This is a genomic window from Corynebacterium glaucum (assembly GCF_002287505.1).
Lineage (GTDB): Bacteria > Actinomycetota > Actinomycetes > Mycobacteriales > Mycobacteriaceae > Corynebacterium > Corynebacterium glaucum.
Window position 1 is genome coordinate 357,786 of record NZ_CP019688.1, and the last position, 26,781, is coordinate 384,566.

The 26,781-nt window shown below is 61.5% G+C and carries 28 protein-coding genes and 1 pseudogene; 22 read left to right on the forward strand and 7 right to left on the reverse strand.

Features of this window, described 5'->3' with window-relative positions; all coding sequences use genetic code 11:
- Positions 1-288: 288 nt before the first annotated feature.
- On the forward strand, positions 289-1,479 hold the full coding sequence (tuf, locus tag CGLAU_RS01770; protein ID WP_095659210.1) for an elongation factor Tu: 1,191 nt from the start codon (positions 289-291) through the stop codon (positions 1,477-1,479).
- A 97-nt stretch (positions 1,480-1,576) separates the two neighbouring features.
- Positions 1,577-2,269, forward strand: coding sequence for a hypothetical protein (locus CGLAU_RS01775; protein ID WP_095659211.1), 693 nt, complete (start codon positions 1,577-1,579; stop codon positions 2,267-2,269).
- Positions 2,270-2,288: 19 nt separating this feature from the next.
- Here CGLAU_RS01775 and CGLAU_RS01780 read toward each other — a convergent pair whose 3' ends face one another.
- Genes CGLAU_RS01780 through CGLAU_RS01805 form a run of 6 tightly spaced genes read right to left on the reverse strand, consistent with a single transcriptional unit; the run spans position 2,289 to position 5,743 of the window.
- The gene (locus CGLAU_RS01780; RefSeq protein WP_095659212.1) at positions 2,289-2,855 is read right to left on the reverse strand and encodes a hypothetical protein; all 567 of its coding nucleotides are present in this window, start codon (positions 2,853-2,855) and stop codon (positions 2,289-2,291) included.
- Entirely contained in the window at positions 2,852-3,550 is a 699-nt protein-coding gene (locus tag CGLAU_RS01785) for an Asp23/Gls24 family envelope stress response protein (protein WP_198304976.1), read from the reverse strand. The genes CGLAU_RS01780 and CGLAU_RS01785 overlap by 4 nt, the downstream gene beginning before the upstream one ends.
- Complete coding sequence (locus CGLAU_RS01790; protein ID WP_095659213.1) at positions 3,534-4,583, reverse strand: Asp23/Gls24 family envelope stress response protein; 1,050 nt, start codon at positions 4,581-4,583, stop codon at positions 3,534-3,536. The genes CGLAU_RS01785 and CGLAU_RS01790 overlap by 17 nt, the downstream gene beginning before the upstream one ends.
- On the reverse strand, positions 4,583-4,783 hold the full coding sequence (locus CGLAU_RS01795) for a hypothetical protein (RefSeq protein ID WP_095659214.1): 201 nt from the start codon (positions 4,781-4,783) through the stop codon (positions 4,583-4,585). Before CGLAU_RS01795 ends, CGLAU_RS01790 begins: the two co-directional genes overlap by 1 nt.
- A gap of 22 nt (positions 4,784-4,805) precedes the next feature.
- Complete coding sequence (locus CGLAU_RS01800; protein ID WP_095659215.1) at positions 4,806-5,120, reverse strand: hypothetical protein; 315 nt, start codon at positions 5,118-5,120, stop codon at positions 4,806-4,808.
- Between the two features lie 2 nt (positions 5,121-5,122).
- A complete protein-coding gene (locus tag CGLAU_RS01805) occupies positions 5,123-5,743 on the reverse strand; it encodes an Asp23/Gls24 family envelope stress response protein (protein ID WP_095659216.1) in 621 nt (206 codons plus the stop codon).
- 504 nt (positions 5,744-6,247) lie between these two features.
- Here CGLAU_RS01805 and rpsJ point away from each other — a divergent pair.
- From rpsJ to CGLAU_RS01895, 18 genes and pseudogenes are all read left to right on the forward strand, one after another.
- Positions 6,248-6,553 carry a 30S ribosomal protein S10 gene (gene rpsJ, locus CGLAU_RS01810; RefSeq protein ID WP_003848085.1) on the forward strand — a complete coding sequence of 102 codons (306 nt, stop codon included), beginning with the start codon at positions 6,248-6,250 and terminating at the stop codon, positions 6,551-6,553.
- A gap of 38 nt (positions 6,554-6,591) precedes the next feature.
- Positions 6,592-7,248: a 50S ribosomal protein L3 gene (gene rplC / locus CGLAU_RS01815; protein ID WP_095659217.1), complete on the forward strand. Its 657-nt coding sequence runs from the start codon at positions 6,592-6,594 to the stop codon at positions 7,246-7,248.
- Positions 7,245-7,913, forward strand: coding sequence for a 50S ribosomal protein L4 (rplD, locus tag CGLAU_RS01820; RefSeq protein ID WP_095659218.1), 669 nt, complete (start codon positions 7,245-7,247; stop codon positions 7,911-7,913). Before rplC ends, rplD begins: the two co-directional genes overlap by 4 nt.
- A complete protein-coding gene (rplW, locus tag CGLAU_RS01825; protein ID WP_095659219.1) occupies positions 7,914-8,219 on the forward strand; it encodes a 50S ribosomal protein L23 in 306 nt (101 codons plus the stop codon).
- A 40-nt stretch (positions 8,220-8,259) separates the two neighbouring features.
- On the forward strand, positions 8,260-9,093 hold the full coding sequence (gene rplB / locus CGLAU_RS01830; RefSeq protein ID WP_095659220.1) for a 50S ribosomal protein L2: 834 nt from the start codon (positions 8,260-8,262) through the stop codon (positions 9,091-9,093).
- A 16-nt stretch (positions 9,094-9,109) separates the two neighbouring features.
- Positions 9,110-9,385: a 30S ribosomal protein S19 gene (rpsS, locus tag CGLAU_RS01835; RefSeq protein ID WP_042408274.1), complete on the forward strand. Its 276-nt coding sequence runs from the start codon at positions 9,110-9,112 to the stop codon at positions 9,383-9,385.
- Between the two features lie 3 nt (positions 9,386-9,388).
- A complete protein-coding gene (gene rplV / locus CGLAU_RS01840) occupies positions 9,389-9,748 on the forward strand; it encodes a 50S ribosomal protein L22 (protein WP_095659221.1) in 360 nt (119 codons plus the stop codon).
- Positions 9,748-10,497, forward strand: coding sequence for a 30S ribosomal protein S3 (gene rpsC / locus CGLAU_RS01845; RefSeq protein ID WP_095659222.1), 750 nt, complete (start codon positions 9,748-9,750; stop codon positions 10,495-10,497). Before rplV ends, rpsC begins: the two co-directional genes overlap by 1 nt.
- Positions 10,498-10,499: 2 nt before the next feature.
- The gene (gene rplP / locus CGLAU_RS01850; RefSeq protein WP_095659223.1) at positions 10,500-10,916 is read left to right on the forward strand and encodes a 50S ribosomal protein L16; all 417 of its coding nucleotides are present in this window, start codon (positions 10,500-10,502) and stop codon (positions 10,914-10,916) included.
- On the forward strand, positions 10,916-11,155 hold the full coding sequence (gene rpmC, locus CGLAU_RS01855) for a 50S ribosomal protein L29 (RefSeq protein ID WP_095659224.1): 240 nt from the start codon (positions 10,916-10,918) through the stop codon (positions 11,153-11,155). The genes rplP and rpmC overlap by 1 nt, the downstream gene beginning before the upstream one ends.
- Positions 11,155-11,484: a 30S ribosomal protein S17 gene (gene rpsQ / locus CGLAU_RS01860; protein ID WP_232507150.1), complete on the forward strand. Its 330-nt coding sequence runs from the start codon at positions 11,155-11,157 to the stop codon at positions 11,482-11,484. Before rpmC ends, rpsQ begins: the two co-directional genes overlap by 1 nt.
- A 122-nt stretch (positions 11,485-11,606) precedes the next feature.
- Positions 11,607-14,040, forward strand: a pseudogene (nirB, locus tag CGLAU_RS01865) (nitrite reductase large subunit NirB).
- Positions 14,041-14,082: 42 nt separating this feature from the next.
- Positions 14,083-14,424 (forward strand): nitrite reductase small subunit NirD, encoded by a 342-nt coding sequence (gene nirD / locus CGLAU_RS01870; protein WP_095659225.1) that lies wholly within the window; start codon positions 14,083-14,085, stop codon positions 14,422-14,424.
- 134 nt (positions 14,425-14,558) lie between these two features.
- The gene (locus CGLAU_RS01875; RefSeq protein WP_095659226.1) at positions 14,559-16,673 is read left to right on the forward strand and encodes a PhoX family protein; all 2,115 of its coding nucleotides are present in this window, start codon (positions 14,559-14,561) and stop codon (positions 16,671-16,673) included.
- Between the two features lie 166 nt (positions 16,674-16,839).
- On the forward strand, positions 16,840-18,444 hold the full coding sequence (locus tag CGLAU_RS01880) for an efflux RND transporter periplasmic adaptor subunit (protein WP_157731235.1): 1,605 nt from the start codon (positions 16,840-16,842) through the stop codon (positions 18,442-18,444).
- 59 nt (positions 18,445-18,503) lie between these two features.
- Entirely contained in the window at positions 18,504-19,703 is a 1,200-nt protein-coding gene (locus tag CGLAU_RS01885) for an ABC transporter permease (RefSeq protein ID WP_198304978.1), read from the forward strand.
- 28 nt (positions 19,704-19,731) lie between these two features.
- On the forward strand, positions 19,732-21,588 hold the full coding sequence (gene glmS / locus CGLAU_RS01890; RefSeq protein ID WP_095659229.1) for a glutamine--fructose-6-phosphate transaminase (isomerizing): 1,857 nt from the start codon (positions 19,732-19,734) through the stop codon (positions 21,586-21,588).
- A gap of 7 nt (positions 21,589-21,595) precedes the next feature.
- On the forward strand, positions 21,596-22,345 hold the full coding sequence (locus tag CGLAU_RS01895) for a hypothetical protein (protein ID WP_095659230.1): 750 nt from the start codon (positions 21,596-21,598) through the stop codon (positions 22,343-22,345).
- A 22-nt stretch (positions 22,346-22,367) separates the two neighbouring features.
- Here CGLAU_RS01895 and CGLAU_RS01900 read toward each other — a convergent pair whose 3' ends face one another.
- Complete coding sequence (locus CGLAU_RS01900; RefSeq protein WP_095659231.1) at positions 22,368-23,252, reverse strand: carbohydrate kinase family protein; 885 nt, start codon at positions 23,250-23,252, stop codon at positions 22,368-22,370.
- Between the two features lie 23 nt (positions 23,253-23,275).
- Between CGLAU_RS01900 and CGLAU_RS01905 the strand changes: the two genes are divergently transcribed.
- Both CGLAU_RS01905 and CGLAU_RS01910 read left to right on the forward strand, forming a co-directional pair.
- Positions 23,276-24,547: a glycoside hydrolase family 32 protein gene (locus tag CGLAU_RS01905; RefSeq protein ID WP_095659232.1), complete on the forward strand. Its 1,272-nt coding sequence runs from the start codon at positions 23,276-23,278 to the stop codon at positions 24,545-24,547.
- 56 nt (positions 24,548-24,603) lie between these two features.
- The gene (locus CGLAU_RS01910) at positions 24,604-26,622 is read left to right on the forward strand and encodes a sucrose-specific PTS transporter subunit IIBC (RefSeq protein ID WP_095659233.1); all 2,019 of its coding nucleotides are present in this window, start codon (positions 24,604-24,606) and stop codon (positions 26,620-26,622) included.
- Positions 26,623-26,781: the final 159 nt, after the last annotated feature.

The following is a 26,781-nucleotide window of genomic DNA, read 5'->3' on the forward strand; positions in this document are numbered from 1 at the left end:
AACCGGGGGCGCGCCTTGCGGGTAGCGGCTTGCTGAGACCCCTCCATAAGTGGAAGCGCAACACAGCGCAAGAGGGGCCTGAGCTGGCCGTTACTCACTAGGTGGATCCGGGTTTTGTCTGGGTCGGCCGGTTTGAAAAACGGTCATCAGGTATCTAGGATCATGTAACTGGCACATTGCGAAATGGTCATTGCTGCATGTCTCGCGCATGCGGGCCATGAGGCAAGGCAAATGTAAATCGCGTGGCTGCGAAGGTCGTAGCCACCATGAAGTCCAGGAGGACAACAAGTGGCAAAGGCAAAGTTCGAGCGTACGAAGCCGCACGTCAACATCGGCACCATCGGTCACGTCGACCACGGCAAGACCACCACCACGGCTGCCATCACCACGGTTCTGGCTAACCAGTACCCGGAGGAGAACCAGGCTTTCGACTACGCTGCCATCGATAAGGCTCCGGAGGAGCGCGAGCGCGGTATTACCATCAACATTTCCCACGTTGAGTACAACACCCCGAAGCGCCACTACGCACACGTCGACGCCCCGGGCCACGCCGACTACATCAAGAACATGATTACCGGTGCTGCTCAGATGGACGGCGCAATCCTCGTGGTTGCTGCTACCGACGGCCCGATGCCGCAGACCCGCGAGCACGTGCTGCTCGCTCGCCAGGTTGGCGTTCCGTACATCCTCGTTGCACTGAACAAGTGCGACATGGTTGACGACGAGGAGATCATCGAGCTCGTCGAGATGGAGGTCCGCGAGCTGCTGGCTGAGCAGGAGTACGACGAGGACGCTCCGATCGTCCACATCTCCGCTCTGAAGGCTCTCGAGGGTGACGAGAAGTGGGTTCAGTCCATCGTTGACCTCATGCAGGCTTGCGACGACTCCATCCCGGACCCGGTCCGCGAGACCGACCGCGACTTCCTGATGCCGATCGAGGACATCTTCACCATTTCCGGCCGCGGTACCGTGGTTACCGGTCGTGTGGAGCGCGGTGTGCTCAACCTCAACGACGAGGTCGAGATCATCGGCATCAAGGAGAAGTCCCAGAAGACCACCGTTACCTCCATCGAGATGTTCAACAAGCTTCTCGACACCGCTGAGGCCGGCGACAACGCTGCTCTGCTGCTGCGTGGTCTGAAGCGTGAGGACGTTGAGCGTGGCCAGGTCGTCATCAAGCCGGGCGCTTACACCCCGCACACCAAGTTCGAGGGTTCCGTCTACGTTCTGTCCAAGGACGAGGGCGGTCGCCACACCCCGTTCTTCGACAACTACCGTCCGCAGTTCTACTTCCGCACCACCGACGTGACCGGTGTTGTGAAGCTGCCGGAGGGCACCGAGATGGTCATGCCGGGCGACAACGTCGAGATGTCCGTCGAGTTGATCCAGCCGGTCGCTATGGATGAGGGTCTGCGCTTCGCTATCCGCGAGGGTTCCCGCACCGTCGGCGCTGGCCGCGTAACCAAGATCGTCGAGTAATTTCGGCGCTGGTCTAATCCAGCACACGTGTTGAAAGCCGTGTCCCAGTCCTGGGGCGCGGCTTTTTCGCATCTCCAGCCGGGTAAAGTTGCTCGGCGTGCACCAAAGCGACCCCACACGCATCCCGAAGCTGATCGCTGCCCTTCAGGAGACCTGGGAGGGTCAACCGGACCTTACGCTCCCAGCTTTTCTCGGCATGTTGCACAACCGAGGCTTGTCGTGGGCGAGCTCAGAAGAAGAGTTGCTCCAATTGCTCTCGCGCATCCAGACAGAGCACCCATCGCTAATCGACGGCCCGTTAAACGCCCCCGTTGTTTTCACCACCTCATCTCCCCGGTTCAGCGTGACAATGACGGGGTCCAAAGTCGTGGTGCGTAGCGGGGAGGATGCGCAACGAATGCCGAGTCTATGGACCTACACCAGCTTTCGACCGGCAGGCCCGGGGCGACCCCTTGTTATCACCGATGAAGAGGGGATAGAGCACCGCCTCGGCGTCACCGACCTTGCCACCGTCTTTGATCCGGGAAGCGCGCCGCCGTTGGCCGGTCTGGAACGCACCGAGGTGGGCGCCGCCCGCTGGCTCGTCACCTTCGCTTCAGGGGAGCGAGCGGTGCTCGGACAGCGCCTGCGGGTATGGGCAACGCACGGCCGCGAGACTGATGTTGAAGCCTACGCATGGGGCAGGGTGGAGACACTCGAACCGGGTTCAGACATGCGACTGGCCCCAGCCGATGGGGGAAAACCTATCGTGCTGGGGCCGGTCAGAGAGATCGTTTTGCTTGAAGTGTGAGCGCTACGAGGGGTGAGCGCTACGAGACGGCGATTCGGTCGAGCTGGAACTTCCACACTGTGTCGATGTCCATGGTGTCGTTCGCCATCCGGAAGTCTTCGTCCGCATTCTCCAGGATCGTGATGACTTCGTTGAAGCTGTAAGCCGGATCTGCGGTCACGGTGAACGTGACAGTCGGGCGCTGGCCCTCCATCGCAACTCTGGATTCCGCTTTGGTAATGGCGTCATTGCGCTTGACAAGGGCGTCGCACGCGGCTTCGCTGAGACGCTGCACGTTGATCACGGTGTCGCCGTGTGCGGGATCTGCCGGTGCGATCGCACGGTTCGAGAACGCCCGGCTGCGGATGTTTGCCAGAAGTATCCAAAGACCCAGGATGAACCCGATGATGGCGGTGGTGATCAGCACCGTGTTGTACCAAGACGCTGCCGAGAGCCTTGTCAAAGCAGAACGGTCGAGCTGCCCGAGAAAGTCACTGACGTAGGGAATATCCCAGTAGAGTGCCGCTGGAAGGAGACCTGCCAGCAGCAGAGCCAGCCCGAGAACAAACACGATGAGGCGGTCAAAGAATGCAAGCGTTTTCGTCATCGCTGAATCTCCTGAGGCCCGGGGTAGGGGGCATCGATGGGTTGCGGCGGGGCGTAAGGATCGGCTCCGGTCTTAGCACTCGGGTTGGTGCTTTGGGTTTGTGGGAGCACTTTCACGCTGACTGCCGGAGGTGTTTCGAGACCGCTGAACTCGTTGCTGAGCGTTGCGGCAACGCGCTGGTCAACAGTGCCTGTCCCGTCGTCTTCAACCTGCACGTTGAGACGCTTCCGATCGGCCCGTGAACGAATGTTTGCTCCGCCAATCTCCGAGCGCGTTGTGTGGCTGGCCTTCCGGGCGACATCGACGGGGCGAACCCAGATTGACGCCGGTGAGTTAACGCGCATATGCGTGCGCCCGCGGGGAAGGAATGAAGTGATCAGCAACCACAGGCCCAGGAGTGAGATGAAAATACCGATTGTGACCGCCCACCCATTCACCGTTGCAGAACCGAGGAGCTCAAAAACCGGCTCGAGCCACGAATCATAAGTCTCACCCTGGTAGCGATACCACAGTTCCCGGGCAATCACTCCCGCTAAGGACAGCAGCAGGATCGAGATGATGATGGCCAACCACCGAGCCGCAGGGTTCGACCTCGGCTCGGTGCCAGGGTGTGGCCCAGCTTGTCGCGCCATGTCAGCCGGAAAGAATTCATCGTCCGGCACCGGGTACGTTTGCGAGTTAGCTGGTGCGGTCATAATACTTCTCCACCGGTTCAATCGTGATTTGCTTCAGCGGCGCCGGAGCCGGCGCTGTTGGGTGGTGGACCGGCGTCGGCCGCGGTGGGGCGACTGGACGCAGTCGCTGTGCCGGTGGAACAGCCACCGGGATAAGGGGCTGGCGTTCGACCAAGATCTCTTTCAACGGGGCGCGGGCCGGCAGCGAGACCGGCTCAAGCCGCATCGCACTGTGGATATCCACGGGCTTTAGAGGATGCGCGGGTGCCGCGTACACCGGTGTTATGGTGATCGGCTCTGCGAACACAGAAGCGATGTCTACGGGCGCAGGCGTGCGCGGGGAGCGCACGGGGGTGGGCCGAACGCTGATCGGCATCACATCGCGCTGCGGTGGAATGGCGACCACCCGCAGCGGGCGTGGTTCCGGTGTCATCGGCACACGGACGGGGCCTGGAGCCGGCACTGAAATCTCCGCCAGCGGTTGCGGGTCTGCCACGAAGCCGTTGGTCTGCACCGACGGTGCCTCAGGTACCTCCACGTGCTCCACCTCTGGAGGCGCAGGCACCGTGACATCACGCAGATCCTCGAGCAGCGAACGTGCTTCAATCGGCGTGAGCGGCACACGCTCCTTGGTCACAGGTGACGTGACCTCCGACGGCGAAATGCGGATTGGTGTCGGTTGTACGGCAGCGTAATGGTGCGTGACCTCATCCCAAGTCACGCGGCCCCCGTCTGCATCAGCTTCAACGTTGGCAACGGTGACCTTGACTTTCGAAACATCAAGGCCGCAAAGCGTACGCACGTGAGCGATGATCGTTGCTCGCACTGCATCGGTTATAGCTGCAACGGGTGCCGGATACGTGGTTGCGATCTCGGTTTCAATCGCAGCGATGCCGAGGGCGCGATCCAAGTGGACGTCGACACGCGGAAAGCTTCGGCCGGCGAGCCCGGCCAGCTTGGCATCGAGTGCGCGCACGCCGGGCACCGTGAGCACCGCAGCGTTAGCCACGCGCTCTACCGCCTTCTCGCTGATGTGGTAGAACGACGTGTCCATTAGCCTCTGCCCCTACCGGAGATGGGACTCACGATGCGGGCGAGGTCCAAGCGGCCGTCGAGCTGCGCGCCGACAACGCCGCCGATGGCTGTGAAGAGGAGCAGCCATAGCAGCCCGGTCGCACCGCCAAAGGTGACAAAGAAGGCGACAACAATACCGATGATCACACCGGTGACGGCTTTGTTTGCAAAGAGATTCATGTTTGCACCAAGTTTCGGGGGGTTAATCGTCGGCGGCGCGAGCATCTGCTACCACCACATCGACAAAAGGCAGGGCGGTTGCCGAGACAACGGCGTCACGAACCTCGTCGGCGACCGCCAGGATCTCCCGGCGGGGGGTCAAATCGAAGACGATATGGATCTCGAGTCCAGTCACCTCACCGCGGTGGGCGGGACGCAAACCTTCGATTCGCTCGCCCGGCAGCAATAGCGCGACCTCGCCGACTCGACCGCCGTGAAGTCCCGCCACGCCGGGGACGGCAACCGCCGCTTCGCGGGCTGCCTCCCCCTGTTCGCGGGTTACGGAGGTCTGCGCCATGACTACTGTGCCAACTGCGGGTTGGTGTTCGAAGCCTGGTAGTTAGCCGGCTCGTCGTACTGCTCGACCTGGTTCTGTTCCTGCTCAGGCAGGTGAACGTCGTGGACGGTGACATCGACGCGGTCCACAATCAGGCCGGTCATACGAGTGATAGCGACGGTGACGTTCTCGCGGATAGCGTTCGCCAGCTCGTGGATTGCCACACCGTACTCAGCGATGATGGCGACCGCGACGGAGACGTGACCTTCCTGCACCGCGACGTTCACGCCCTGCTGGACGTTGGTGGAGGAGGTGAAAGTGTCGCGGACTGCGCCCCACATACGGGCTGCGCCACCGCCGAGGTTGTTCACACCGGAGACCTCGCGAGCCGCAATGCCGGCGATCTTGCCCACAACGTTGTCATCGATAACGGTGGTGCCGTGGTCGGTCTCCAGGTTCTCGTTGCGCGGGCGGATCTGCTCCGGCTCGACTGCGGAGGAGGTGGAGGCTGAGTCAGCCGGATTGTTGACCGGGTTGTTTGCCGGGTTGTTGGCCTGGCTGCTCGAGGCCGGGTTGGACTTGCTCTGCTCGTTCACGGTGTTCGGGGTAGCCGGGGTGTTTTGACGCACGTTGTTGTCAGCCATGACAATCCTCTCCGTATGGATTCGTTGTGGGTTGCGTACCTAACAAATAGTACCCAAAATTGCGCGGCTAGCTCCGGGATGCGGTTTCCAATGGGCCGTCGATAAGCAACTTGCTTTCGCGCGACCACTGTGTTTAACTAGCTAGGTTGCCTTGACATGGCCTGCTTGAACGTAGGCGATGGCGGGGTGACCATGACACCTTCGTAAACGAGGGCCCTTTCGCGAGGGACCGGTGAAGGGCCATGGCAAATAAACAGCGGCAGTACGCAAGGGTCACGCACCCTTCCGAGCCTGACATGCGAAAGCACTGACATGCCCGCGCGCGTTTGTTTGCAGCGCCCGCATTCACCTTTCGTTTTACGTGTCGTGGCAGTCAAAACGACACTGGCGTTGAGCCAAGGGCCCAGCCCGGACAACGTTATAGAGAAACTAGAAGCTACAACCCCACCGCTTCGCGCCCGTTTTGCGGGAGTTCGAACGTGGGGATGCGAGGAAGAGGTAAGCGTGGCGGGACAGAAGATCCGCATCAGGCTCAAGGCCTACGACCACGAAGCGATCGACGCATCCGCGAAGAAGATCGTTGAAACGGTCACCCGCACGGGTGCCCGCGTCGTTGGACCGGTGCCGTTGCCCACTGAAAAGAACGTGTACGCCGTTATCCGTTCTCCGCACAAGTACAAGGATTCTCGCGAGCACTTCGAGATGCGCACCCACAAGCGCCTCATCGATATTCTCGATCCGACGCCGAAGACCGTCGACGCTCTCATGCGCATCGACCTTCCGGCCAGCGTTGATGTGAACATCCAGTAAGCACCAGAGATTCCCAACTGTTAGTGGAGAACTGATACATGTCTGATAACCAGATCAAGGGCATTCTGGGCAAGAAGATCGGCATGACCCAAATCTTCGACGAGGACAACCGCGTCATTCCGGTAACCGTCGTCGAGGCTGGGCCGTGCGTGGTCACCCAGATTCGTACCCCAGAGACCGATGGCTACTCCGCCATCCAGATCGCTTACGGCGACATCGATCCCCGTAAGACCAAGAAGCCGCAGGCTGGCCACTACAAGAAGGCTGGCGTGAACCCGCGTCGTTACGTCGCGGAGATCCGCATGGACGACACCTCGGAGTACGAGGTCGGCCAGGAGTTCAACGCCACCATCTTCGACGGCGACACCTTCGTCGACGTCGTGGGCACCACCAAGGGCAAGGGCTACGCAGGTGGCATGAAGCGCCACGGCTTCGCCGGCCAGGGTGCCGCACACGGTAACCAGGCCTCCCACCGTCGCGTGGGCTCCATCGGCCAGGCTGCAACGCCGGGCCGCGTGTTCAAGGGCAAGCGCATGGCTGGCCGTATGGGCGGTAACCGAGTTACTACCCAGAACTTGAAGATCCAACGCATCGACGGCGACAACAACCTGATCCTGATCAAGGGCGCCATCCCTGGCGCCAAGGGCAGCGTTGTTACCGTCAAGACCGCAGTGAAGGGCGGTGCTCACGCATGACGAACCTGACGCTCGACGTCCACACCGCCGACGGCAAGACCAACGGTTCCGTTGAGCTTCCGGCAGAACTTTTTGACCGCGAAGCATCCATCCCCCTGATGCACCAGGTTGTCACCGCACAGCTGGCAGCTGCACGTCAGGGCACCCATTCCACCAAAACCCGCGGCGAAGTCCGCGGCGGTGGTAAGAAGCCGTTCCGCCAGAAGGGCACCGGCCGCGCCCGCCAGGGCTCGATCCGTGCGCCGCATTTCACCGGCGGTGGCATTGTCCACGGTCCGAAGCCGCGTTCCTACGCGCAGCGGACCCCGAAGAAGATGATCAAGGCAGCTCTCGCAGGTGCACTGACGGACCGCGCTCGTAACCAGCGCATCCACCTCGTCGAGGACCTGGTGCCGGGCCAGACCCCGTCCACCAAGTCTGCACGTGCGTTCATCGAGCGCCTGACCGACCGTAAGTCCGTTCTCCTGGTGATCGGCCGTGAGGACAACAACTCCCGTCTTTCCGCACGGAACCTGCCGGGCGTTGTCATCCTTGAGCCGGCTCAGCTGAACACCTACGACGTGCTCAACGCGGATGACGTGATCTTCTCGGTCGAGGCACTGAACACCTTCATCAACCGCGCTAGCAACAACGCAGTTGCTGCTGCTGCGGAGGAGGAGAAGTAAATGGCTAAGATCGCTAACCCCCGTGACATCATCATCGCCCCGGTCCTCTCCGAGAAGACCTACGCGCTGATGGAGCAGAACACCTACACGTTCTTCGTGAACCCGTCTGCCAACAAGACCCAGATCAAGATTGCCGTGGAAGAGATCTTCGGCGTTGACGTCGCTTCGGTGAACACCGCTAACCGTGAGGGCAAGCGCAAGCGCTCCCGCACCGGTTACGGCAAGCGTAAAGACACCAAGCGCGCCTACGTCACTCTCCGCGAGGGCAGCGACTCCATCGACATCTTCGGCGGCGCAACGGTCTAGCGGCCGACGCCTTTGAAGTGACGATAGAAAAGGACACACTATGGCTATTCGTAAGTACAAGCCGACAACCCCGGGTCGCCGCAACAGCTCCGTTTCCGAGTTCGAGGAGATCACTCGTTCCACTCCGGAGAAGTCTCTGCTGCGCCCGTTGCCGAAGAAGGGTGGCCGTAACACTCACGGTCACATCACCACCCGTCACCGCGGCGGCGGCCACAAGCGTCGCTACCGCGTGATCGACTTCCGCCGCTCGGACAAAGACGGCGTGCAGGCCAAGGTCGCTCACATCGAGTACGACCCGAACCGCACCGCAAACATTGCGCTGCTGCACTACACCGACGGCGAGAAGCGCTACATCATCGCGCCGAAGGGCATCAAGCAGGGCACCATCGTTGAGTCCGGCCCGAACGCCGACATCAAGGTGGGCAACAACCTGCCGCTCCGCAACATCCCGACCGGTACCACCATCCACGCAGTTGAGCTCAAGCCGGGCGCAGGCGCCAAGCTCGCCCGCTCCGCTGGCGCTTCTATCCAGCTGCTGGGTAAGGAAGGCAACTACGCAGTGCTGCGTATGCCGTCCTCTGAAATCCGCCGCGTGGACATTCGCTGCCGCGCCACCGTGGGTGAGGTCGGCAACGCCGACCAGATCAACATCCGCTGGGGTAAGGCCGGCCGTATGCGCTGGAAGGGCTGGCGCCCGACCGTGCGTGGTGTGGTTATGAACCCGGTCGACCACCCGCACGGTGGTGGTGAGGGTAAGACCTCCGGTGGTCGCCACCCGGTTTCGCCGTGGGGCCAGAAGGAAGGCCGCACCCGCAACCCGAACCGTTATTCCAACAACATGATCGTGCGGCGCCGCCGCTCGAAGAAGCGCTAAGAGGAGGTAAGTCAACATGCCACGCAGCCTGAAGAAGGGCCCGTTCGTCGATGAGCACCTCCTCAACAAGGTGGACGCTCAGAACGAGGCCGGCACCAAGCAGGTCATCAAGACCTGGTCTCGCCGTTCGACCATTCTCCCGGACTTCATCGGCCACACCTTCGCCGTTCACGACGGCCGTAAGCACGTGCCGGTGTTCGTCGACGAGTCCATGGTTGGCCACAAGCTCGGTGAGTTCGCCCCGACCAAGACTTTCAAGGGGCACGTCAAGCAAGAGAAGGGACGTCGATAAGCAATGGCTGACACGATCACCACTGCATCCGCGACGGCCAAGTTCGTCCGCACTTCGCCGATGAAGGCCCGCCGTGTGCTGGACCTCGTCCGCGGCAAGTCCGTGTCCGAGGCTCTCGCGATCCTGAAGTACGCGCCGCAGGCCGCCGCAACCCCGGTTGCCAAGGTCGTCGCGTCCGCAGCGGCCAACGCTGAGAACAACTTCGGCCTGGATCCGCGCACGCTGGTCATCTCCGAGTGCTACGCCAACGAGGGCCCGACCATGCGTCGCTACCAGCCGCGCGCACAGGGCCGCGCTTTCCAGATCCGGAAGCGCACCTCCCACATCACTGTTGTTGTCGAGTCCAAGGAAGGGGCGAAGTAATGGGTCAGAAAATCCACCCCCACGGCCTGCGCCTGGGTATTACGGCTGACTGGAAGTCCCACTGGTACGCCGACAAGAACTACGCCGACTACGTCGCCGAGGACATCAAGATCCGGGAGTTCCTCTCCACGGGTCTGGAGCGCGCCGGCATTGCCGACGTTGTCATCGAGCGCACCCGCGACCGCGTCCGCGTGGACATTCACACTGCCCGCCCGGGCATCGTGATTGGCCGCCGCGGCGCCGAGGCTGACCGCATCCGCCGCGAGCTGGAGAAGCTCACCGGCAAGATGGTTGCGCTGAACATCCTCGAGGTCAAGAACGTCGACGCGAACGCGACCCTGGTCGCCCAGTCGATTGCGGAACAGCTTGTCAACCGTGTGGCGTTCCGCCGCGCGATGCGCAAGGCTATCCAGTCCGCGATGCGCAACCCGCAGGTCAAGGGCATCAAGGTTATGTGCTCTGGCCGCCTGGGTGGCGCTGAAATGTCCCGTGTCGAGCGCTACCACGAAGGCCGTGTGCCGCTGCACACCCTCCGCGCGGAGATTGACTACGGCACGGCTGAAGCACACACCACCTTTGGCGTCATCGGCGTCAAGGTGTGGATCTACAAGGGCGATGTTGTTGGCGGCGTCCGCGAGTCTGAGCTCAACGCACCGAGCAACGACCGTCGTGGCCGCGGCGACCGCGATCGCCGCCCGCGCCGCGGTGGCCAGCGCCGCCAGCGTGCAGAGCAGAATCAGGAGGGCTAATCATGCTTATTCCTAAGCGCGTGAAGTACCGCCGCCAGCACCGCCCGGGCCGTTCCGGCGTGTCCAAGGGCGGCAACACCGTCAACTTCGGTGACTACGGCCTGCAGGCTCTCGAGCCGGCCTACATCACCAACCGTCAGATCGAGTCCGCTCGTATTGCGATCAACCGCCACGTCAAGCGTGGTGGCAAGGTCTGGATCAACATCTTCCCGGATCGTCCGCTGACCCAGAAGCCGCTTGGCGTGCGTATGGGTTCCGGTAAGGGCCCGGTGGAGAAGTGGGTGGCCAACGTCAAGCCTGGCCGCATCCTGTTTGAAATGTCCTACCCAAACGAGGAGACCGCTTTGGAGGCACTCCGCCGCGCAGGCGCGAAGCTTCCGTGCAAGACCCGCGTGATCAAGAAGGAGGACCTGTTCTAATGGCTGCCGGTACCCCCGCATCTGAATTCCGCGTGCTCACCGATGACGAGCTGCGCGACCGCCTGACTGAGGCGAAGGAAGAGCTGTTCAACCTGCGCTTCCAGCTCGCCACCGGTCAGCTGACCAACAACCGCCGCATCGGCACGGTCAAGCGCGACATCGCACGTATCTACACCGTGCTGCGCGAGCGCGAGCTCGGCCTGTCTGTCGTGCCCGAGTCCGAAGGAGCTGAGGCATAATGACTGAGGCAAAAGTGAACACTGAGACCGCGACCACCACCGGTAAGGGTCCGAAGAACACTCCGGCCCAGCCGAAGGAGAAGGGTCTGCAGAAGCGCCGCCGAGGTTACGTCGTGTCCGACAAGATGGACAAGACCATCGTCGTCGAGGTCGAGGACCGCAAGTCCCACGCCCTCTACGGCAAGATCGTGCGCACCACCAAGCGCGTGAAGGCACATGACGAGGACAACACCGCAGGTGTTGGCGATCTCGTCCGTATCGAGGAGACTCGCCCGCTGTCCAAGGACAAGCACTTCCGTCTCGTCGAGATCATCGAGAAGGCCCGTTAAGAGCTTCTTGCTTGTCGACGTTGCGTCGACCCCAACACCCGTCCAACCCCTCGCGGCTGGGCGGGTGTTCTTCTTTTTGCATTCAGCCGCGTACCTTGCCGACACCATTTATTGTCATAAGTATGACGAAAGAAAATCTTCGTAGTGACGTTGTCGTGGTCGGCTTCGGCATGGTCGGCCACCGCTTTGCACAGGAGCTTGCGCAGCGACGCCCTGATACGTCCATCACCATCATCAACCGCGAAACCGAGGACTACGCCTACGACCGCGTGCACTTGTCTAGCTACGTGGGCAACTGGAAGCGCGAGGAACTCTACCTCGAGCCGTTGCCAGAAAACGTAACTGTCGTGCCTGGGCGCGCGGTGTCGATCAAGCCCGAATCTCAAGAGTTGGTGCTGGAAGACGGCACTGTGTACGCGTATGGCGAGCTTGTGATGGCAACCGGATCACGTCCGTTCGTGCCGCGTCTGCCCGGTAACGATCTGCCGCAGGTGCACCTCTACCGCACCCTGGATGACATGGACGGCATTCGCGCCGCCATTGAGAATGTGGAAAACAAGCACGGAGAGGTTACCGCCACGGTTGTCGGCGGCGGTCTGCTCGGACTTGAAGCCGCCGGAGCTACTCAGACAGATGGGCGTGGAGATTCATGTGGGGGCGGTGACTAGGTCGATCGTGGCGTCGACAAGCAAGGAAGGCTCTGTTGTCCTTGATATGGGCGACGGCGGGGAACTGGAAACTGACCTGGTGATTTTCTCTGCCGGTATCCGGCCGCGAGATTCCCTCGGCCCGGACGCGGGCTTGGAACTGGGTTCGCGCGGCGGGTTCCTCACAGACCGGCAGTGCCGCACCTCCATCGAGCACATTTCCGCAATCGGTGAGTGCGCGGCCGTGGACGGCAAGACCTACGGTCTGGTTGCTCCCGGCTACACGATGGCGGAAATTACCGCCGCGCGGCTGGCGGGGGAGCCGATTGCAGATTTTGAAGACCCGGACATGTCCACCAAGCTGAAGCTGATGGGTGTGGACGTGGCGTCGTTCGGAGACGCCTTCTCCACCATCGAGGGGCGCAAGGAACTGCACATTCAGGATCCGGTGTCTGGTGTGTACAAGAAGCTGATTCTGGATGCGGAGGGCAAGCGTCTCCTAGGCGGCATTCTGGTCGGCGAGGCGTCGAGCTACTCGCTGCTGCGTCCGATGGTTGGCAGTGAATTGCCGGGAGATCCGGTCAGTTTGATCGCACCGGAGACGGGCGCGGGTACTACGGCCATCGGGGCTGGCGACTTACCGGATTCGATGCAGATTTGCTCCTGCAACAACGTGACCAAGGGACAGATCCGTGACGCGATTGGTCAGGGCTGCCACTCGGTGGAAACCGTCATGGGGGCAACCCGCGCGGGTACGTCGTGTGGATCGTGCGTGTCGCTGTTGAAAGGAATTCTGGACGCGGAAGGCATTGAACAATCCAAGGCCGTATGCGTGCATTTCCCGCAATCGCGTGCAGAGCTGTTCGAAATCGCCCAATCCACAGGCATCACCGAGTTTGATGAGTTCATCGCACGCTTTGGCCAAGGCCGCGGCTGCGAGGTATGCAAGCCGACGTTCTCCAACATCGTTGCGTCAATGCACACAGAGCAGCACGTGCTTGAAGGGCGCCGTGCGGGCCTGCAAGACACCAACGACCGCATGTTGGGCAACATGCAGAAGAACGGCACCTACTCCGTTATTCCGCGCCAGCCGGCCGGCAATGTGACGCCGGAACAACTCATCGAGATGGGCCGCATTGCGGATGATTTCGGTCTTTACCTCAAGGTCACCGGCGCACAGCGCATTGCTATGTTCGGTGCCCGCACCGAGGACTTGCCGGAAATCTGGCGCAGGCTGATCAGTGTGGGCATGGAATCGGGCCAGGCCTACGGAAAGTCCCTGCGTGCAGTGAAATCCTGCGTGGGCACGGACTGGTGCCGCTATGGGCAGCAAGACTCTGTGGCCATGGCGGTCAGACTTGAACTGCGCTACCGCGGTCTGCGCAGCCCGCACAAGCTCAAGATGGGTGTGTCTGGCTGCGCACGCGAGTGCGCGGAATCGCGTGGCAAGGACGTCGGCGTTATTGCGACTGAAACCGGGTGGAACCTTTACGTAGGCGGTAACGCAGGTGCGACGCCGCGCCAAGCGCAGCTGCTGGCCAAGGATCTAGACGATGACACGCTGATCCGCTACATCGACCGTTACCTGTCTTTCTACATCCGCACTGCAGACCGGCTGCAGCGCACCGCCGCTTGGTTGGCGGAGGTTGAAGGAGGGTTGGACCACGTGAGGGATGTTGTGGTGGATGACTCGCTGGGCATTGCTCGCGATCTCGAGGAGTTTATGGAACACCACGTGGCCAATTACTCCGACGAGTGGCAGGACGTGCTAAATGACCCGGAGAAGCTCAAGCGCTTCGTCAGCTTCATTAACGCACCCGATACCCCGGATCCCACGGTGCAGTTTGAGGAGCACCCGCAAGGTGGCCGAAAGGTGCCGCTGATGATGCCGGTTGTGGGCGCACAGTAGTTACGTGCAGAACTTAAGCACAGGAGTTGAAGGAGAATCCAGATGTCTATTTCCGTGTGCAAGCTTGCAGACCTCACCGAGGGCGTCGGAGCGGCTGCCCTGCTGCCCGATGAACGCCAGGTGGCAATCTTCCGGGTGGAAACGGAAGACGGCGAGCAGCTGTTTGCGGTTGACAACATTGACCCGTACACCGGCGTCGCAGTGATTTCCCGCGGCATTGTCGGAGAGTCTGAGGGACGGCCCACTATCGCCTCGCCACTTCTGAAACAGAAGTTCTTTCTAGATTCGGGGGAGTCGCTGCAGGGCGATTCCGTTGCGCTTCGCACCTATGCAGTGCGTATCGACGGTTCCGGGGACGACTCCCACGTCATCGTCGAAGCGTAAGCGCTCAATCCGGGAGTGGAAAGTTCAGCAGATGTTCATTTGAATTTCTCCATTTGGTGAGGCGGCGGAAATAACGTCTGAAGCGCTTTGTGCCGCAAGGCGATCTTTGCTACCAACCACCGGGGAGAACTTCCATGTCTATCTTGGGCAAGAACTTGTTCCAGTCCAACCGCTCGAGCCTGACCTGCACCTACAAGTGCGGTAACGCATGTGCAGGCGAGGCACCGAACCACTCCGATAACGCGTACTTCGGCGACATCATGTCCCGTCGTGGCGCGCTCAAGGTGATGGGTGCAGGTGCTGTCACCATCGGTGGTGGCGCAGCGCTAGCCGCATGTGGTTCTGACAGCGACTCTGAGGCGGCCAGCACGGTTGGAGAGACCGCAACCTCGACGAACCAGGTGACTGAGACTAGTGCCTCCGCTGGCGAGTCGAAGAAGATCGAGCCGGTCAAGGGCATGCAGTTCGAGCCGGTTGCTCCGAACAAGAATGACCAGATCACCGTGCCGGAGGGCTACGAGTCCAGCGTCCTGATCGCCTGGGGCGACCCGGTTTACGAGGACGCTCCGGAGTTCGACCCGAACAACCAAACCGCTGCTGCGGCTGCACGCCAGTTCGGCTTCAACAACGACTTTGCTGGCCTGTTCGACCACCCGGACGATGAGGGGCGCAAAGTCTACGTCTGCTCCCACGAGTACTCCACCGAACCGCAAATGCTCCCGAACTACAACGCTGATGACCCGACCGAGGAAGAGGTCAACATCGGCATTGTGTCCCACGGCCACACCATCCTCGAGGTGTCCCAGAACCCGGAGACTGGTGAGCTCACCCGCGAGTTCGGTCCGCTGAACCGCCGCATCACCGGTGAGACCCCGATGGTGCTGACCGGTGTCGCGGCCGGCCACGAACTGCTCCAGACCTCTGCAGACCCGACCGGTACCAAGGTCAACGGCACCTTCAACAACTGCTCCGGCGGTGTGACCCCGTGGGGAACCTTCCTCTCCGGCGAAGAGAACATTGACATGTACTGGGCTAACGGCGAGGCTGTCACCGACGAGCGCGCTGCAGCGGACCTGAAGCGCATGGGCGTTGTAGAAGGCGAGTCCGAGCGTAAGTGGGAGCGCTACCACGACCGCTTCGACCTGGCCAAGGAGCCGAACGAGATCAACCGCTTCGGCTACCTCGTCGAGATTGACCCGTTCGATCCGAACTCGACCCCGATCAAGCACACCTCCACCGGTCGTTTCAAGCATGAGGCCGGCAACATTGCCATTGACAAGGATGGCACCGTCGTTTGCTACTCCGGCGATGACCAGCGCTTCGAGTACATGTACAAGTTCGTCTCCTCCGAGAAGGTGGTTGAGGGCGACAAGGCCCACAACATGACCATCCTGGACTACGGCACCCTGTACGTCGCACAGTTTGAGGGCAACTCGCCGAAGGATGAGATCACCGGCGACGGCGACCTGCCGAAGGACGAGGCATTCGACGGCAAGGGCAAGTGGATCCCGCTCTACACCGTTACTAAGGACGGCTCCGAGTCCCACGTCGACGGCTTCACTGCCGAGGAAGCAGCTATCTTCACCCGCCAGGCTGCGGACGAAGTTGGCGCAACCAAGATGGACCGCCCGGAGGACTTCGAAGTTAACCCGGTTAACGGCAAGGTCTACGCAGCGCTGACCAACAACAAATACCGTGGCGCAACCGGCGAGAACGAGAAGAAGTCCAAGGAAGATGTCATGGAGTACGCGCCGATCCGCGAGAACAAAGACGGCTACGTCATCGAGATCGAAGAGGAGTCCTACGCAGGCACCGACTTCACCTGGGACCTCCTGCTGGTCTGTGGTGACCCGGAGGCCGCTTCGACCTACTTCGCTGGCTTTCCGAAGGATCAGGTTTCGCCGATCACCTGCCCGGACAACCTTGCGTTCGACGAGCACGGCAACCTGTGGATTTCCACCGACAGCCTCTATGCCCTGGACATTAACGACGGTCTCTACGCTGTCGGCCTTGAGGGCGAGAACCGCGGCCAGACCCTGTGCTTCCTCACCGTCGCAAACGGTGCTGAGACCTGTGGCCCGATCATCAAGGACAACCTGGTGATGGTCAACGTCCAGCACCCAGGTGAGATGGACGACGCAACCTTCGAGAAACCGGGCTCCAACTGGCCTGACGGTGGCGACTCCGTCCCGCGTCCGGCAGTGGTCCAGGTGTTCCGCACCGACGGCGGCAAGATCGGCGTCGCGTAACCCTGCCATCCTGAGTTGCGCTCAACGCGCGGCTCACCGCGTAAGTTGAGCTAACCCGCATCCACCTAAAACCGGTGGTTGCGGGTTTTCTCATGGGATTCCCCTACGGCAAAAATCAGGGTGAAACCCTAGGTAGTTTCCGCTCTTAAACTGTTAGGCTAAACCTGTGAATTCCCGTAAACGACGCCGTACGCGCAGCCGCTGGCGCGCTTTTCAATCCGCTGTTATCACCGTCGCTGCGGCGGGTTTACTCGCCAGCTGTTCTCAAGGCGCGGGTGCGGTTCCAGAGGCTGATGTGGTGGAGCTCCAGCCGAAGGATCTCGCGTCTCGGGTAGCGGTGAGCGCGAGCGTCGAATCCGAAGAAGTCGTTGCCCTCACGACCACGCTGACCGGAGCCGTGACCGAAATCGACGTGCATGTCGGTCAACCGGTGCAAGAGGGCCAGGTTGTTGCCCGCCTCGACACTTCCCAGCTGCAGCGGGATCTGGAGGCGCAGCGTGCGGATCGCCTCGCTTCGGATGCGTCCGCGCAGAACGAGATCGAGCGGGCCCAGCAGCAGCTGCAGCAACAGCAAGACGCGCTCAACAGCGGCCTCAACGGGAACATCGTGCAGGCACAGTCCGCACAACGTGAGGCGCAGTCTCAGTACGACGAGGCGCAGGCTGTGTTCGACCAACGCGTAGCTGAAGTCCAGGGTGGTCACGACCCGGCACTCCTCGAGCAAGGTCAAGCCGTGGAAGCGGCCCGTCGTAACCTCGACGCTGTTGCGATGGAGTCTGTGCGCGCCAACCTTGCCAGCCACCTCGCAGCCCTGGCTGAGCAGCCGGATCAAATCAGCCCGGTGCTCGGAATCCTTGAATCCGACGACAAATACGTAAGCGCGGAACGTGACCTGGAGACCGCCCAGCAGGGATTTGAACACGCGCTTTTCGCGGTCGATGCAGATCTAGCGGCGAAACAGCGCGCCGTCGCTCAAGCTTTTAATGCCAGGTCAGAAGCCGACCTTGGGGTAGAGGTAGCGCGTTTCGCCGCCCAGCAGCAGCTCGACACCAGCGCCTCCGGGGTCGACCAAGCGCGCCGTGTCCGCGACGCCTCGCAGCAGGCGGCAGCTATCGCAGAGAGCAAGCTCAACATCGACATCCAGTCGGGGGAGGTGCGAGCGCCGGTGAACGGGGTGGTCACAGAAGTCATCGCCGAGCGGGGCAAGGCAGCTGCAGGCCACCTGCTCACTGTCGCCGACCCGAAGAAGCTCGTGCTCAACGCCAATGTCAACGAGGTCGACTCCGGCCGAGTGTCGGCGGGCGACGAGGTCACGTTCACCACCCCAAGCACGGGAACGAAGCAGTTCCGCGGACGGGTCACCGAGGTTTCGCCGGTAGCAGCGAAAACCTCGTCCGCCACTGAAGGCCCGAACACTGCGCCGGCGCGCCCAGAGTTCCCAGTTTCCATCGAGGTCGTCGGCGATACCGAGGGGCTGCGCATCGGTGGATCCGCGAAGGTGCAGATCACCACTGGCACGTCAAAAGACACCCTCACGGTGCCTCGCGAAGCGGTGATTGACGATAACGGCAAGTACTCCATCCTCACCCTCCACGAAGTTGAGGGGGGAAAGCAGGAGTTCGAAATCCAGGAGTCCGAGGTGGAACTCGGTATCGTCACCGATCTGGAAGCTGAAGTCCTCGGCGTCTCCGAGGGAACGCGCGTGCTGCGGGCCCCGGGTGAGTACCGCGATCGTGTGGGGGAGCGAGTCGCGTTGGACGCTCCGCGATGAACCCGCGCGAAGCTGTCAGACTCGCGGCGACCAGCCTGCGAGCGAACAGAATGCGTTCGGTGCTCACACTGCTCGGCGTGATTATCGGTATTTCCGCAGTGATTGCCATCATGTCGCTGGGCAAGTCCATGCAGGTCATGCTCGAGCAAGATCTCGAGAGCTTTGGGCTTAACGACGTCAACGTTCAGGTCCAGGCCCGTGAAACTGTCGACGGCGCGGAGAACATGTACTCGTTTGAGGACGTGCCAGATTCAGCACTGATCACCCCGGAGATGATCGATGAGCTTGCTGCGCTGGTGAGCGATCGCGCGCAAGGTGTGGCAGTGCAGGGCGGGAGTGCGAACGGGCGAATCACCCGTGGGCTAACCGAAGGCCGGGCCCGCATCGACTTCGTCAACGCGGACTTTCTGGAGCTGCAGCGGCTGCACATGACGGGCGGTCGTTTGCTCAGTGCGGACGACGTCTCAAGTGAGCGGAGCGTGGCAGTAGCTTCCCCGCAGCTCGTCGACAAGTACTTCAACGGCGATCCTGCAGCAGCGATCGGTTCCGACATTGATGTGGAAGTGGAGGGCCGTTACGTCCCGCTGCAGATTGTGGGCACGTACGGCAAGGACCCTGATGCGTCGATGTTCGCTCAAGAGCAAGACGACGCGCAGGTCTATGTGCCGTACACCATGCAACCGCGGATGAGCGCGACTCCTTTGCAGGGGTTCCGGGATATTCAGGTGCGCGCGGCACCGCCGACCACCACTGACCAACTCGCAACGGACGTCGAAGCGTGGGCGCAGCGTGCCTACGCCGATGACCCGGACTACACCGCGAAGGTGCTGAACACGAAGGCGGAGATTGACCAGGTCAACCAGCAAATGGCCACGACGAGCCTGATCGTGTCCGCAATCGGAGGCATCTCGCTGCTGGTCGGCGGCATCGGCGTCATGAACATCATGCTGGTATCCGTTACTGAACGCACGAAGGAGATTGGCATCCGGAAAGCTCTTGGCGCGACACGGCGTGCGATCCGCGCGCAGTTTGTCACTGAGGCCATGATGATCTGCCTCGTCGGCGGAGTTATGGGCGTCGTGCTTGGAGGTGCGATCGGGCTCGCGAGTACAAATGCAATGGGCAAGATGGTGCTGCCGCCGGTGGACTCCATTGTGATTGCGCTGCTGTTTTCACTGGCGATCGGTCTATTCTTCGGTATCTACCCCGCGAACCGCGCCGCCCGGCTGCATCCGATCGAAGCGCTGCGTCACGAATAGGGGACAAAGGCGCAGTAAAGTTTCACCCATGTGTGGAATCGTTGGATACGTCGGCAATGAGCGCGACGCCAAGAAAGTGATCATTGAGGGCCTGCGCAGGCTGGAGTACCGCGGATACGACTCCGCTGGTGTGGCTGTGGCGCAGCAAAGTGCGATCGAATACCGCAAGAAAGCGGGCAAAGTTGCAGATCTCGAGGCGGCGATTGAGGCCGCACCGCTCGACAAATCCGCACTCGGTATTGGACACACGCGCTGGGCGACGCACGGTGGCCCAAGCGACGTGAACGCCCACCCGCATGTGGTCGGTGACGACAAGCTCGCGGTGGTGCACAACGGCATCATTGAAAACTTTTCGACGCTGCGCGCAGAGCTTGAGGCGAAGGGGTACAATTTCGTCTCCGAGACCGACACCGAGGTTGCCGGTACCTTGCTGCTGGAGGTGTACAACACCGAAGCAGAGGGTGACTTGACCCGTGCGATGCAGCTGACTGCGCAGCGCCTGGAAGGTGCTTTCACCTTGTTGGCCATTCACGCCGATCACCCAGACAGGATTGTGGCTGCGCGGTGGAACTCCCCGTTGGTTATCGGCGCAGGTGAAGGGGAGAACTTCCTCAGCTCTGACGTGTCCGGCTTCATCGAGTTCACGCGCGACGCGGTAGAGCTGGACAACGGTCAGATTGTTACCCTCACTGCCGACGGGTACGAGGTGACCACGTTCGACGGGGAAGCCGCCGAAGGCAAGCCGTTCCGTGTTGAGTGGGATGTGACCGCGGCGGAAAAGGGCGGTTTCAACTCCTTCATGGAAAAGGAAATCTTCGACCAGCCAGCTGCTGTGCGCGACACCCTCTACGGACGTTTCAACGAAGAAGGTGCGCTGACGCTCGATGAGCTTCGGATCGATGAGGCGCTTCTGCGCAGCGTGAACAAGATCATCATCGTCGCCTGCGGTACCGCCGCATATGCGGGACAGGTGGCGCGGTACGCCATCGAGCACTGGTGCCGCATTCCGACGGAGGTCGAGCTGGCCCACGAGTTCCGTTACCGCGACCCGATCGTGGACCAGCAGACCCTCGTTGTGGCTGTGAGCCAGTCCGGCGAGACGATGGACACGCTCATGGCAGTGCGTCACGCGCGCGAACAGGGTGCGAAGGTGATCGCGATCTGCAATACCGTCGGCGCTTCGATCCCCCGCGAGGCGGATGCGGTGCTGTACACCTACGCCGGCCCGGAAATTGCAGTGGCGTCGACGAAGGCGTTCATTTCCCAAATTGTCGCCGCGTACCTGCTAGCGCTGTATCTGGCGCAGGTGCGGGGCAACAAGTTCGCGGATGAGATCCGCGGGATTATTGCGGAGCTGCAGGAAATGCCGGACAAGCTGCAAACTCTGCTAGACAACGCGGACGAGATCAAGCAGCTGGGTCAGGATCTAGCGAATTCGAAATCGGTGCTGTTCCTCGGCCGCCACGTAGGCTTCCCCGTCGCTCTCGAAGGCGCGCTCAAGCTGAAAGAGGTAGCGTACCTGCACTCCGAAGGCTTCGCGGCTGGCGAACTCAAGCACGGCCCTATCGCCTTGGTGGAGGAGGGCCAGCCGGTATTTGTGATCGTGCCGTCCAAGGGCTCGCGCCACAACCTGCATGCAAAGGTCTTTTCCAACATCCAAGAGGTTCGCGCTCGCGGGGCAGTGACCATTGTTATTGCGGAGGAGGGCGATGAAGACGTCGTGGAATTTGCGAACCACGTCATCCGGATTCCGGAGTCGGCTGGGCTCATGCAGCCGATCTTGTCGACGGTCCCGCTGCAGCTGTTCGCCTGCTCGGTGGCCGAGGCCCGCGGTTTGAACGTGGACCAGCCTCGCAACCTCGCGAAGTCAGTCACCGTGGAATAGCCGCACCATGAAGCGGCTGATTGTGGCTCTCTTCGCGGTGACCCTCGCGGCAACAACTTCGGCATGCGGTTCCAATGTTGCAAGATTCGAACGGGAGGCGAAGGCCGCGGGATTCGGCGAGGCAGTGAGCTATGAAGCGTATTCCGCAGGGCTGCCGAACAACGAGACTCGTGCCCGCGTTGACACCTCGAAGGTTGATGATCCGGATGCGCTTTTGCGACTGTTAGAGGGGCAGAGGATCACCGATGTCGCTCTCAGTCGACCCGATGGCGGCGAAAGTAACTTCGACCGAGCACGCTTCTCGTACCTGTCGGTGTTCTTCGACGCGCTGCCCATTGACGCGAAGCTCGAAGGCACCCACGTATACGTGAGCAACTCCACCTTGGTGATCGAGGGCGAGGTCAGCGCACCAGCGTTGCGTGAGGCTGCTCCGCTGGGGAGCCGGCTGGAGAAAGTGTTGATAGTTGGAACGCCAGAGGTGTCGATCAAGGATGGGCTCGCCGAACCAGATCTAGTGGCGGGAGTTGTTGAGGCTGCTCGATCGCAATCGCCGTACCCAGTGTTCAGCATCGACTGGGACCGCGGGGTGAAGCATCTCATGGTTCTGGCCGGCGAGCGGCCTGATCAGATTGATCGTGCAGAGTTCGCCTGGGTGGAACCGTACTTATCCAATGAGGATCCGCGGGTCTTGTTCTCTCAACCCCGTGGCGGAGGTGGCGGTCCGTTGAGGATGCCGCCGAACTTCCAGCTGCGGTAAGAACGCTGGCGCCTCCTCGCGCCTAGCGCGAATCGGTCGCGGCCAGCACTTCTTGGTGGGTCGGGGTATCGGCACCGGTTCGCGAAACTGTGATCGCGGCAGCGTTGGCGGCAAACCGCAGGATCTCTGCCCATTCGGATTCGTCGAGCGCCAGAAGCGCGTCCCGATCGAGTTCGCGGATGTCGAACTGGTGGACAAGGGCCGCCATGATGGTGTCGCCGGCACCGATGGTATCGGCGACGGTGACGCGCGGCGCCTCGACACGGAGCGTGCCAAATGGGGCGCGGACTTGGAGGCCGTTGGATCCGAGAGTGGTCACCACAATTGGCACGTGCGAGGTGTCGCCGAGAAAGCCCACTTCTTCGTCCGACAGCTTCAGCACGGTCACGGATTCCAGCATGCCGCGCAAGAATAGGCGGTGCTTCTGCGATGCGAACGCCGGGCGGATATTTGGGTCTAAACACACAACAGCGCCCAAGCGGGCGGAAGCTTCGGCGGCTTCCGCGTATCGCTGCGCCCCCGGCTCTAACGCGAGCGACAGTGTGCCAAAGACCGCGAAACCTTCAGCTACCGGCGTGGGCTGTGCCAGCCGATCGGCTGTTCCGTCGACATAGAAGGTGTATTCCGCGGAACCGTCTTCACGCAGTGCCACGACGGCCAGGGTGGTCGGTTCGACTCCGGTTTGGCATTCGGAAACGTCCACGTGGGCGTCGATAAGCGATTGCTCGAGCAACCTTCCGAATGCGTCGCTGGAGAGCCGGGACTGGAACGCGACCTCCGAGCCGAGTCGCCCCAGCGCTCGTGCGACATTGAACGGCCCGCCGCCGAGTGCTGGCTGCAGCTTCGCTAGGGGTTGGGTGCTCTCGGGCACGAGATCGACCAGCGCTTCGCCGTACACAGTAATCACACCTTCACCGTAAACTATGGCGCATGTCTTATAGGCCGAAGTTCCACCTTTCTGCGCCGCAGGGTCGTTTGAACGATCCGAACGGCATGACACTGATCGGCGATGAGCTGCATGTGTTTTATCAGCATGACCCTGTGTTTCCGCACGCACCCAAGCGGACGGGATGGGGGCACGCGGTGACGACACTGGGGGATGGCACTTGGCGCCACTTCCCCGACGCGCTCTACCCGGGCATGCCGTACGACGAAAACGGTTGCTATTCCGGGTCGGCGGTGGTGCACGAGGGTCGCATGCGCCTGTTCTACACGGGCAACGTTAAGTGTGAGGGGGTGCGCTTCACCAGCCAGAACATCGTGGACGTGGAAGACCTGCAGGGGCCGATGGGCGGGGTTTACCGTCGCCGGCCCAACAACCCGTTGATCGACGGCTCTCCGGAGGGCTACACCGCGCATTTTCGGGATCCGCACGTGTCCTTCGATCCCGATACCGGTACCTGGCGTATGGTGATCGGCGCCCAGCGGGAGCAGGAGACCGGGACGGCGGTGCTTTACACTTCGCCCGACCTCGACAACTGGGAGCTCGCCGGCGAGATCGAGATGATCGGGCTCAATTACAACGTGGCTTCGGCGTACATGTGGGAGTGCCCCAACTTGCTTCGCATGCGGGATCTCACCCGTGGCGAAGACTTCGACGTGCTGGTGTTCTGCCCGCAGTTTCCCGACTCAGACCAGTGCGGCTACATCGTCGGCCGCCTGCAGGGCCTGCGTTTTGAAGTGCTCACGGATTTCACCCCGCTCGACTACGGCCATGAGTTCTACGCGCCGCAACTCGTGCCGTTTGGCCAGGGTGCACTCATGCTCGGCTGGATGGGTCTGCCGGGGCGCGACGAGACCCCCTCGTTGGAGTCGGAAGGCTGGGTTCACCAGCTCACTCTTCCGCGGGAGCTTTCGCTTATCGACGGCTCACTGCACACCTCCCTCACGCTTCCCCAGAATCCAACCGGGATGGTTGTGGCGCGCCATGAGCTTGGCGCGGAGCCATGGTCAGCGGACTTGATTGACACTGGCGGGAACGTCGGGGCGAGGCTGCAATGGCAGCCTTCAGCTCATGGGTCGCACACCCTGTCGCTTGCCGTCAACGGGTTGATGCGGTGGGCACACTGCGACGCAGGTGAGTTGGTGTTCACTGCGGACGGGGCCGCGGTGGAACTGACTGCAGGGGGTGGGGAAGTGGCGTTCTCCTCGGCAGTGTTCCCACAAAACGGGCATGAATGGAAAGAGCTGCAAGTGAGGTAGCCAACAAACGGGCATAAACCGCGAAATTTTGGGTACCTGAATGTTTGACTAGTCCCATGGAACACCGTGATGTAGCGAAGCGAGTCATCACCGCCGTGGGGGGTGAGGATAACATCGTGGGCGCGGCGCACTGTGCGACCCGACTGCGCATGGTGCTCAAAGATTCGGGCATCGTTGATACCGCCGCGCTGGACAACGATCCGGATCTCAAAGGCACCTTTGAAACCGGCGGAATGTACCAGATCATCGTCGGACCAGGTGACGTGGACCTGGTCTTCGATGAAATGGACAAGATGACCGCGAAGAACATCGCGGTATCCACCGAGGAACTCAAAGGTGTCGCGGCGAACCAGGGCAACTGGTTCACCCGCGCAATCAAGGTCCTCGCCGACATCTTCGTGCCGCTGATCCCGATCCTTGTCGGCGGCGGCCTACTTATGGCGCTGAACAACGTGCTCACTGCAGAAGGGTTGTTCGGCGAGAACTCGCTCGTGCAGATGTTCCCGCAAATCCAGGGGCTCTCCGAGATCATCAACGTGCTCGCATCTGCGCCGTTCGCGTTCCTGCCTGTGCTCGTCGGTTACTCGGCGACAAAGCGTTTCGGTGGCAACGAGTATCTCGGCGCCGGCATCGGCATGGCGATGGTTCATCCCGCACTGGTGAACGGCTACGACGTCGGTGTCGCCGCCGCGAATGGGGAGCTGCCGTACTGGGACCTGTTCGGGCTTCCCGTTGCGCAAGCTGGATACCAGGGAGCTGTGCTCCCGGTGCTCGCGGTTGCGTGGATCCTGGCCACTATTGAGAAGTGGTTCCACCGCCGCCTCAAAGGCACCGTCGACTTCCTGGTCACACCACTGGCAACGCTGCTCATCACCGGTTTCATCACGTTCATTGCCGTTGGCCCCGCAATGCGCTGGCTCAGTGACCTCCTCATTACCGGGCTGTCCACCCTCTACGAGACTGGTGGTCCAATCGGCGGATTCATCTTCGGCCTGGTGTACTCGCCGATCGTGATCACCGGCCTGCACCAATCCTTCCCGCCAATCGAGCTGGAGCTGTTCAACCAAGGCGGATCCTTCATCTTCGCTACCGCCTCGATGGCCAACATTGCTCAAGGCGCGGTCGCGCTCGCTGTTGCCGCGTTGACCAAGAACGAAAAGCTCAAGGGCTTGGCAACCTCAGCTGGTACTCCGGCACTCTTCGGCATCACTGAACCTGCAATCTTCGGTGTCAACCTCCGCCTCCGGTGGCCGTTCTTCATCGGGATGGGTGCCGCGGGCATCGGCGGCATGCTGATCGCGCTGTTCGACGTTAAAGCCGTGGCCTTGGGTGCTGCCGGTTTCATCGGAGCGGTGTCGATTCGCAGTACCGACGTTCCAACCTTCTTGGTGCTGTGTGTGGTGACGTTCGTAGTCGCGTTCGCCGCCGCATACGCCTACGGCCGGTACCTCATCGCCCGCCAGGGCACGATCGATCCGGATTCGCCCGATGACGTTCGCGCCGATGAGGCAGCTGCCGCGACACTGCACGAAGCTTCCGAGAACGCACTGCGGGTGGCCTCGCCGCTCACGGGTAGGGCAATGCCGCTTTCGGACGTGTCGGACCCGATGTTCGCACAGTCCAAGTTGGGGGAGGGCGTGGCCATCCATCCGTCGATAGGCGAACTTCGCTCTCCGATTGACGGCAAGGTTGCGGTGACCTTTCCCTCCGGCCATGCGTACGCGATCCGAGGCAAGGGTTCCGATGGGAAGAACGTCGACGTGCTCATGCATATTGGCTTCGACACCGTCAACCTGAAGGGTGAGCACTTCACCGCGCACGTTTCCAAGGGCGACGAGGTTGAAGCTGGTACTTTGCTGGCGACGTTTGATATCGGCGCGATCGAGGCTGCTGGGTACGAGGTGACCACTCCGGTTGTTGTCTCGAACACGAAGAAAGTCGGCCAGATCGCCCCGTTGCTGCTTCTGCCTGCTGAGATCACCACGGGCGAAGAACTCTTCAGCGTTGAACCGAAGACGGAGGAACCGGTCGCGACGGGCGAACCGGCCGCAGGCTCAACGGGTGTTGAACCTTAAACCTGGGCATTAGAAATCCCGCAGCGAGGTGCTGCGGGATTTCTGTGTTTGGCCGCTTCGAAGGCTCACCGGCTTTCGCCGGTGTTGCCTCAGCGGAGCCAGCGCTGTGCGACGGAGAACGCGTACGCGATCGAGTTGATGAAGCTAGCGAGACTGGAG

Coding starts and splice junctions, on each gene's coding strand:
- CGLAU_RS01780 (WP_095659212.1), bottom strand. CDS start 2,855: ATGACGAAAACGCTTGCATTCTTTGACCGCCTCATCGTGTTTGTTCTC.
- CGLAU_RS01785 (WP_198304976.1), bottom strand. CDS start 3,550: ATGACCGCACCAGCTAACTCGCAAACGTACCCGGTGCCGGACGATGAA.
- CGLAU_RS01790 (WP_095659213.1), bottom strand. CDS start 4,583: ATGGACACGTCGTTCTACCACATCAGCGAGAAGGCGGTAGAGCGCGTG.
- CGLAU_RS01795 (WP_095659214.1), bottom strand. CDS start 4,783: ATGAATCTCTTTGCAAACAAAGCCGTCACCGGTGTGATCATCGGTATT.
- CGLAU_RS01800 (WP_095659215.1), bottom strand. CDS start 5,120: ATGGCGCAGACCTCCGTAACCCGCGAACAGGGGGAGGCAGCCCGCGAA.
- CGLAU_RS01805 (WP_095659216.1), bottom strand. CDS start 5,743: ATGGCTGACAACAACGTGCGTCAAAACACCCCGGCTACCCCGAACACC.
- rplC (WP_095659217.1), top strand. CDS start 6,592: ATGTCTGATAACCAGATCAAGGGCATTCTGGGCAAGAAGATCGGCATG.
- rplD (WP_095659218.1), top strand. CDS start 7,245: ATGACGAACCTGACGCTCGACGTCCACACCGCCGACGGCAAGACCAAC.
- rplW (WP_095659219.1), top strand. CDS start 7,914: ATGGCTAAGATCGCTAACCCCCGTGACATCATCATCGCCCCGGTCCTC.
- rplB (WP_095659220.1), top strand. CDS start 8,260: ATGGCTATTCGTAAGTACAAGCCGACAACCCCGGGTCGCCGCAACAGC.
- rpsS (WP_042408274.1), top strand. CDS start 9,110: ATGCCACGCAGCCTGAAGAAGGGCCCGTTCGTCGATGAGCACCTCCTC.
- rplV (WP_095659221.1), top strand. CDS start 9,389: ATGGCTGACACGATCACCACTGCATCCGCGACGGCCAAGTTCGTCCGC.
- rpsC (WP_095659222.1), top strand. CDS start 9,748: ATGGGTCAGAAAATCCACCCCCACGGCCTGCGCCTGGGTATTACGGCT.
- rplP (WP_095659223.1), top strand. CDS start 10,500: ATGCTTATTCCTAAGCGCGTGAAGTACCGCCGCCAGCACCGCCCGGGC.
- rpmC (WP_095659224.1), top strand. CDS start 10,916: ATGGCTGCCGGTACCCCCGCATCTGAATTCCGCGTGCTCACCGATGAC.
- rpsQ (WP_232507150.1), top strand. CDS start 11,155: ATGACTGAGGCAAAAGTGAACACTGAGACCGCGACCACCACCGGTAAG.
- nirD (WP_095659225.1), top strand. CDS start 14,083: ATGTCTATTTCCGTGTGCAAGCTTGCAGACCTCACCGAGGGCGTCGGA.
- CGLAU_RS01875 (WP_095659226.1), top strand. CDS start 14,559: ATGTCTATCTTGGGCAAGAACTTGTTCCAGTCCAACCGCTCGAGCCTG.
- glmS (WP_095659229.1), top strand. CDS start 19,732: ATGTGTGGAATCGTTGGATACGTCGGCAATGAGCGCGACGCCAAGAAA.
- CGLAU_RS01895 (WP_095659230.1), top strand. CDS start 21,596: ATGAAGCGGCTGATTGTGGCTCTCTTCGCGGTGACCCTCGCGGCAACA.
- CGLAU_RS01905 (WP_095659232.1), top strand. CDS start 23,276: ATGTCTTATAGGCCGAAGTTCCACCTTTCTGCGCCGCAGGGTCGTTTG.
- CGLAU_RS01910 (WP_095659233.1), top strand. CDS start 24,604: ATGGAACACCGTGATGTAGCGAAGCGAGTCATCACCGCCGTGGGGGGT.